At 55.9% G+C, this 6,435-nt stretch carries 4 protein-coding genes, 1 tRNA gene and 1 pseudogene; 4 read left to right on the top strand and 2 right to left on the bottom strand.

Annotated elements, in window-relative coordinates; all coding sequences use genetic code 11:
- Nucleotides 1-106: 106 nt before the first annotated feature.
- A pseudogene (locus tag RA26_RS05460) lies at nt 107-703 on the top strand (IS3 family transposase); the annotation flags it as partial.
- A 298-nt stretch (nt 704-1,001) separates the two neighbouring features.
- Nucleotides 1,002-2,156 carry a hypothetical protein gene (locus RA26_RS23065; RefSeq protein ID WP_039180996.1) on the top strand — a complete coding sequence of 385 codons (1,155 nt, stop codon included), beginning with the start codon at nt 1,002-1,004 and terminating at the stop codon, nt 2,154-2,156.
- Nucleotides 2,157-2,459: 303 nt separating this feature from the next.
- Here RA26_RS23065 and RA26_RS05450 read toward each other — a convergent pair.
- Nucleotides 2,460-2,536: transfer RNA gene (locus RA26_RS05450), tRNA-Arg, on the bottom strand.
- A gap of 354 nt (nt 2,537-2,890) precedes the next feature.
- Between RA26_RS05450 and RA26_RS05445 the strand changes: the two genes are divergently transcribed.
- Nucleotides 2,891-3,478 carry a GNAT family N-acetyltransferase gene (locus tag RA26_RS05445; protein WP_241482587.1) on the top strand — a complete coding sequence of 196 codons (588 nt, stop codon included), beginning with the start codon at nt 2,891-2,893 and terminating at the stop codon, nt 3,476-3,478.
- 84 nt (nt 3,479-3,562) lie between these two features.
- Nucleotides 3,563-5,332, top strand: coding sequence for an adenylate/guanylate cyclase domain-containing protein (locus tag RA26_RS05440; RefSeq protein ID WP_039180990.1), 1,770 nt, complete (start codon nt 3,563-3,565; stop codon nt 5,330-5,332).
- Between the two features lie 65 nt (nt 5,333-5,397).
- Here RA26_RS05440 and RA26_RS05435 read toward each other — a convergent pair whose 3' ends face one another.
- Nucleotides 5,398-6,267, bottom strand: coding sequence for a pentapeptide repeat-containing protein (locus tag RA26_RS05435; protein ID WP_039180986.1), 870 nt, complete (start codon nt 6,265-6,267; stop codon nt 5,398-5,400).
- Nucleotides 6,268-6,435 lie beyond the last annotated feature (168 nt).

Genomic DNA, 6,435 nt, shown 5'->3' with positions numbered 1-6,435 from the left:
GGGCGAAGGAACTGTGCCAGCTTCGCTTTTGGTGGCAGGGTCGTTCAGTGCGTTGGTAAGACCTGCAACCTGCTCCCGGTAGAGATCGGCCAAACGGGTCGAATGACTATGGCGGCGGGAGGGGCTGAAAGTGCCAATGAAACAACCTAGGAAGGGGCGTCTGTGGCTGAATGAAGGCTCCTGTGTCCGGCTGCGGCCAGAATACCGGCATCACGTCTGGAGCTATGACTTTGTCCATTGCCGGACGGAGGATGGCAAGGTCTTCCTCACGCTGAACATACTCGATGAGTTCAGTCGGGAATGCCTGGCGATCCGGGTGAAGCGAAAGCTGAACTCAGGTGACGTGATCGACGCCTTAAGCGACCTGCTCATCCTGCGCGGTATCCCGGCCTACATCCGGTCTGACAACGGGCCTGAGTTCGTCGCCCAGGCAGTCCGGGACTGGATTGCAGCCGTTGGTGCCAAAACCGCTTACATCGAACCGGGATCACCCTGGGAGAACGGTTACTGCGAAAGCTTCAACGCCCGGCTCCGCGATGAACTGCTCAACGGTGAGATATTCTACAGCCTCCGCGAGGCTCAAATCCTGATCGAAAAGTGGAGGAAACACTACAACACCAAGCGACCACACAGTGCTCTGGGGTATCGCCCACCCGCGCCGGAAACCATCGTTCTGATGAATCAAAGGCCGGTCATGCACTAACAATCAAACCGGACCACTCAGGTGGGGCTGATCAGCCATCGCTCGCGCAACAGCTGTGCTTTGGTTTGATATGGCCATCTACTCTCGAACGCTACGTCGCAACACGTTTAGTATTCTATCAACGACAGGTCTGGGCCACTTGACCCTTGCCGTTTGAGGATGGATACTGCAATTGGCCTGACGCGTAGGCCGGTGTGCCCGCCTTGCGAAGCAAAGCAACGCGAACTTTGTTTTTTGGATACCATGCCGTTGGCAGGGTCCGGTAAGCAGCGGGCACCTTTTCGGATCCAGTTCGGATATGGATCATGAAACCGACACATTCACTAAAAAACTGAAAGAACTGTCAAAGCGCTATGCACGAGCGCAACTGGTTCCTTTGCACCAAGCACGTGACTTTGTTGCCAGGCAGCTTGGGTTCCAACATTGGAACGACGTCACAAAGGAGCACAGAACAGGTTGGCTTCCAACGCAGGCGCAACTGTCGAGCATAGAAAACCTGCTCATAAACTCTCTTCCTGAGGATGAAGCTGGCCGACCCAAACATGGCTATTACATTCAAACCTCGATTTTCGAAAACGATGTTCAACACAGAAAAACCGACGGGCACGGATACCAAATCTCAGTTTCACTGGGCGATGTTCATTTGTACGGGAAAGGATGGCACCTTTACGTGCCGGAAGCACCGAACAAGACACCTCGCCTTGAGATCGCCAAGCAGATCGAACAAGAGGCGCCCGTTCACGAACCGCAGTTTCAGAAACAGGCACTTAGTATTGCACTCAAACGTGCGGAACAGGTTCGTGCCGGTATTGCATCTGACTGGCCGAGACGGTCTACAAAACCTGATAAAGAAGGTGTCGTCCGTCATCCGATCAGTGGCGCTGAGTCGAATAAATGGTATTGCCTGCATTGTGACTCATCGATGACCGGCAAACAGATTGCGAAGAGCCTTTGGCATTGCCCAAGTTGTGACGCGTCTCCCCTCGATATCCACGAGAATGCTTGGTGGCTAGAAGATGGAGATTCTGGAGCCAAGCCACTTGAGGACATAGACATTCAAGGGAGACCTGACCTGGTGGTTGATGTTGCAGATACACGGCTAAAATTGGAGCTCGATCCCGAAAGAATAACGCTATTGATCCGAAGCGCACTTGTTGAAGACGCTTCAAACGCAAGCGAGCGTTTGGGTGCCATATTTGCAGATATCAACATTCATGAAGACAATGATGTCTGGATCACCTTTGATGAAGATCTTTGGCCGGAGCACAAGGAACCAGTATCCGCTCTGGCAGTGGCGGCTCTTCTCGGAATAAGGGTCGAGCAGGAACTTTGCTTGCGGGAGTTGCCTTTTGCTTGGCCGGGGTTGGGGGAGCACACCTCCAGTACCGTTGAGTACACGGAAATGATGCTCAAAGCCTACGCCAGCCAGAGGGCAGATAAATCCACTGAATAGCCAAGATAACCAGGTAGAAGGCTGTTGAGAATGCTCTGCAGCCTTCACCTTATGAAAGCCTCTTGCAGAATTGTTTAACTTCGGTTCTTAGGAAGCTGCGGCTTACGCGTCCGCACCTTGAGTGAGCAGACCCGAAGTCATGAAAAATGCGGCCAGACCCAACCACCTCTGCCTAATCTGATTCCGGTATTAGCGATCACCGACTGCCACACAGCTAATCAACGAAAATGAAGGGTCTATCGCCAGTGGAACGACCATGGGTGCCAAATGGCAAAACTATGTGTCGTCCCACAATTCAGGAAGTGGCGGACCGAGGAGGATTCGAACCCCCGACCCCTTGATTCGTAGTCAAGTACTCTATCCAGCTGAGCTATCGGTCCACTGCGGCGGGGTGTAATCTTACCGCCGCCGTGCCGCAACCCCAAAACGGACGGCGCGTCCAACAAATTTGACGTTTCTCGCGCTTCTCTCACGCTGAATTCAGCACCAGGTAAGCCTGAAAGGTACAACACCCCGCAAGTCCGCGCGTTGTCCGTGGAAGAGTGTTCACTCCAAACAAGCCTGCAGTGAACGTCCCCAGCCGGGAAAGAATGTGGTATTGTCAGGCAGGGACTCGTCCTCCGGGTGCAAGGGCCCGTTTCGGACTCCGCAAGCAAAGAGGAGGAAAGGAAATGCCGCAGCGGCAGTCTGCTGCTTTTTGGCTCCGGCCGCTTGAGAAAGGCGATTTTGCCTCAATGGCCGTCTGGTTTCAGAACGTTGCCGATCTGGCCCGATTTGACCGCTCCGCCCGGGCCCCTTTCAATTCCGAACGCATGGATGCCTACTGGGGGCAAGCTGCAGAGGCTGCCAAGGACCCTGGCAGGCACTGGTTTGCGATCACAGCGGATACAGGCGAGCTTTGCGGAATAACCGGACTGGAAAGCATCTCCTCTGTGAACCGCGATGCTGTTATCGCACTGTTCATAGAGGAAAGCCGTCGCCGGCAAGGTATTGGTATCCGTTCCATGGCACTGGTTTTGGACTTTGCATTCCGGCAGATCGGGCTAAATCGCGTTACATCCTACTATCGGGCCGACAACCCGCGCAGCCGGCAGATGACATCACGGGCCGGGTTCGCAACTGAAGGCACCATGCGGGACGCCTGGTTCGCAGACGGCCGGTACCATGACATGATCTGCGTTGGGTTGTTGCGCAGCGAATGGAACGCTTGCCGTGCAGCCCTCGCACGGGAGCTTGACGACTCCTGCACAGCCCGGTTCCGCGGATCAGGAAGCTCCGGCTGGGCTTGGCCGCCAGGCCCGCAGGACCCGCCAGACAGCTAAACAGTTTAGGTCTGCCTGGCGTTACACAGCACCGGATCCGGCAAGCAGCCGGCTTCAGCCATTCTCACGAGGGGAGGACAGCTTGTGAGCGGCCAAGACAAGGAGAACCATGTCCGGCGTCAGCTTGGCGCAGTGCTGTTTGCCGATGTGGTTGGTTATGCCCGGCTGATGGGCAATGATGAGATTGACACCTACAGCGCGCTGAAATCCCTGCTGGAGCAGCTGGAAGCCGCTTGCCAACTGCATGACGGTCAAGTTGTTGCGGTCCGGGGAGATGGCGTTCTGGCCTTGTTCGAAACCGCTACTGATGCAGTCAAATTCGGGGTCGAATTGCACCAGATTGCGGACCAGAACAACCGCAGCCGGGCGGAGGATCAGCAACTGCGGTTCCGGGCAGGTGTCCACATGGGTGAAATCCTGGTCGACGACCGAGGTATTCACGGCGACAACGTCAATATTGCCGCCCGGTTGCAGGAAATTGCCGAACCTGGCCGTGTCTATGTCAGTGCCTCCGTCTATGAGCAGATCCGCAACCGTTTGCGCTTCGGTTTCGAATTCCTGGGTCCGCGGAGGCTCAAGAATATCGCGGAACCTGTACCGGCATATTGTGTCCGCAGCGAGATTGAGGGAGCGGCGATGGCAGCCACCCTGCGCCCGGCCAATCAGCCCGTCCCGCCGCAACAGCCGGAAATTCCCTCGGTTGCAGTGCTGCCTTTTACGAGCCTTGGCGGAGACCCCACTGACAGCTGGTTTGCTGACGGGCTGACAGAAGACATCATCCTGAACCTGTCAAAGTTCAAAAACCTCTTTGTCATAGCCCGCAACTCCGCTTTCTTCTTCAAGGCGGGATTGATGCCGCCCCAAGATGCAGCTCGCGAGCTTGGCGTGCGCTATGTTGCACGGGGCAGCGTCCGGCGTGCAGCCTCCCGGATCCGCATCGCGATTGAGCTGATCGACGCGGATTCAGGCCGCACCATCTGGGGAGAGCGCTACGACCGGGATATCGATGACATCTTTGCCATACAGGATGAAGTCACCGACGCCGTCGTTGCAGCCACCGCTGTGCTGATCGAAGCACAGGAACGCAAACGGATGTCACAAACAGCTCCAGCCGACCTTGCCGCCTATGGGTATGTTTTGCGCGGCCAGCAGTATATCTTCCGCTATACACGGCAGGACAATCACGAAGCGCAAACGCTGTACGAAAGAGCATTGGCCCGGGATCAGGACTATGCCCGGGCGTCGGCGGCGATTTCCCGCACGATGAATATCGATTGGCGGTACTCCTGGGCCAAGGATGCGGACCACGCGCTGGATACAGCTCTGAGTTTTGCGCAAAAGGCAGTGGAATTGGATCCGACTGATGCCCGCGGTTTTGGCGAATTGGGCTTTGTGCACCTGTACCGCAAAGAGCATGATGCTGCGATTGGCGCCTATCAGCGTGCTCTTGCGCTTAACCCGAATGACGCCGATCTGCTGTCCGACTATGCGGATGCGCTTGCCCATTCCGGCGACAACGAAGCTGCGATCAGCAATCTCCAGCAGGCGATGCGGCTCAACCCTTACTTCCCGGATCAATACCTGTGGCACCTGGGTGGCGCCTACTACAATCTCAAGGAATATGATGCGGTTATCGACACGCTGACAAAGATGAACAACCCGACGGAGGGCCAGCGCATGCTGGCCGCAAGCTATGCCCAGTTGGGCAAGATGGAACTGGCGCAGGACATGGCTGCGCGGCACCGAGAGGCCCATCCGAACTTTTCACTGGATCGCTGGGCCAAGGTACAGCCTGACCGCCTGGAAGAAGATACCCAGCATTTTGTCGAAGGGTTGAAGAAAGCGGGGTTCTGAAACAGAGATGCGGCGCAGACTGTTTCAGCCGTGCCGCAGGGCCTCTGCCTGTTCCAATAAGCCGGTCAATCGCCGGAGCCGCGCGCCTTTGCCCCGCTCACCTTGGCGCCGCTGACCTTTGCACCACTGACCTTGGCGCCGCTGACTTTGGCACCGCTCACCTTGGCGCCGCTGACCTTCGCGCCGCTAAGGTCAGGTCCACCGCCGAAGTAGACATCCAAAAGTATCTGCTCCAGCATACCCGTCATTACATCAAAGCGGATTGAGTAGTCGGCCTTGTCATAGTCCCAGACCATAATGTCGTTTGCGAACTGATACTCAGCTGAAGCAACCCCGGTAACGGAAGGGTTCAGAGGGGCGCGAGAGACCTGGACTTCTGTTTTGTCAGGCAGTTTGCCTGTCGCACTCTCGCCATCCCCGTGCACAAGGAAAATGGCTGGCTCTGGCAGTTCGAAATATGTGCCTTCGTAAGAGAAGCCATAAATGCGCGCGAGCTTGGCATCCGGGCCGAACTGGCCTTTCAAGAAGTTGTTCTTGCCTCGTCCGCGACGCGGTTTGAACTCCTTGAAAAGTTGCTTGTCAGGTTCCTTTCTCTGAACCCAAGTTGTTCCGCTGAGCTCTTCTCCTTCTGAAACCGAAACTCTTTTACCTTGTTCAAGTGTTTGACGGTTTCCCAGCTGAAAACCCTGTCCCTGGGCCGCGGTAGCTTGGTAAATTCCGTTTTCTTTTGAGCCGTTGAGGCGCACCAAAACCTTGTCGTTCAGCGCAAGATCGACCCCGTCCACTTCGCTGACGTTTTTAGTCAGGTCCAGGCTTGCATCAGTAGCCGCGCGCACGCTTTCTTCATCGTCCGCGTCTGCGGCCTTTATCTGAAGATCACTCAGGGGACGTCCAAACAACAGCACTTCGGAAAAACTCAGCAGAGACTCGGCCACAACACATACTCCCGTGGCTATGGAAACAACATCAGAAGACCTTGCGGCAACGGGCCGGCTGCAAACCTCGCCTTGCCAGCTCCCGCAACACTCTCCCTCAGGGTGAAAGTACCACAAAATGGATAGGAATTATAGGTGGTAGGCGATTAGGGCCTGGAACCTCTGATC

The sequence above is a fragment of the Leisingera sp. ANG-M7 genome (assembly GCF_000813965.1).
Lineage (GTDB): Bacteria > Pseudomonadota > Alphaproteobacteria > Rhodobacterales > Rhodobacteraceae > Leisingera.
Note: the sequence above shows the minus strand (reverse complement) of the source record. Positions and strands in the feature narration are given on the sequence as shown.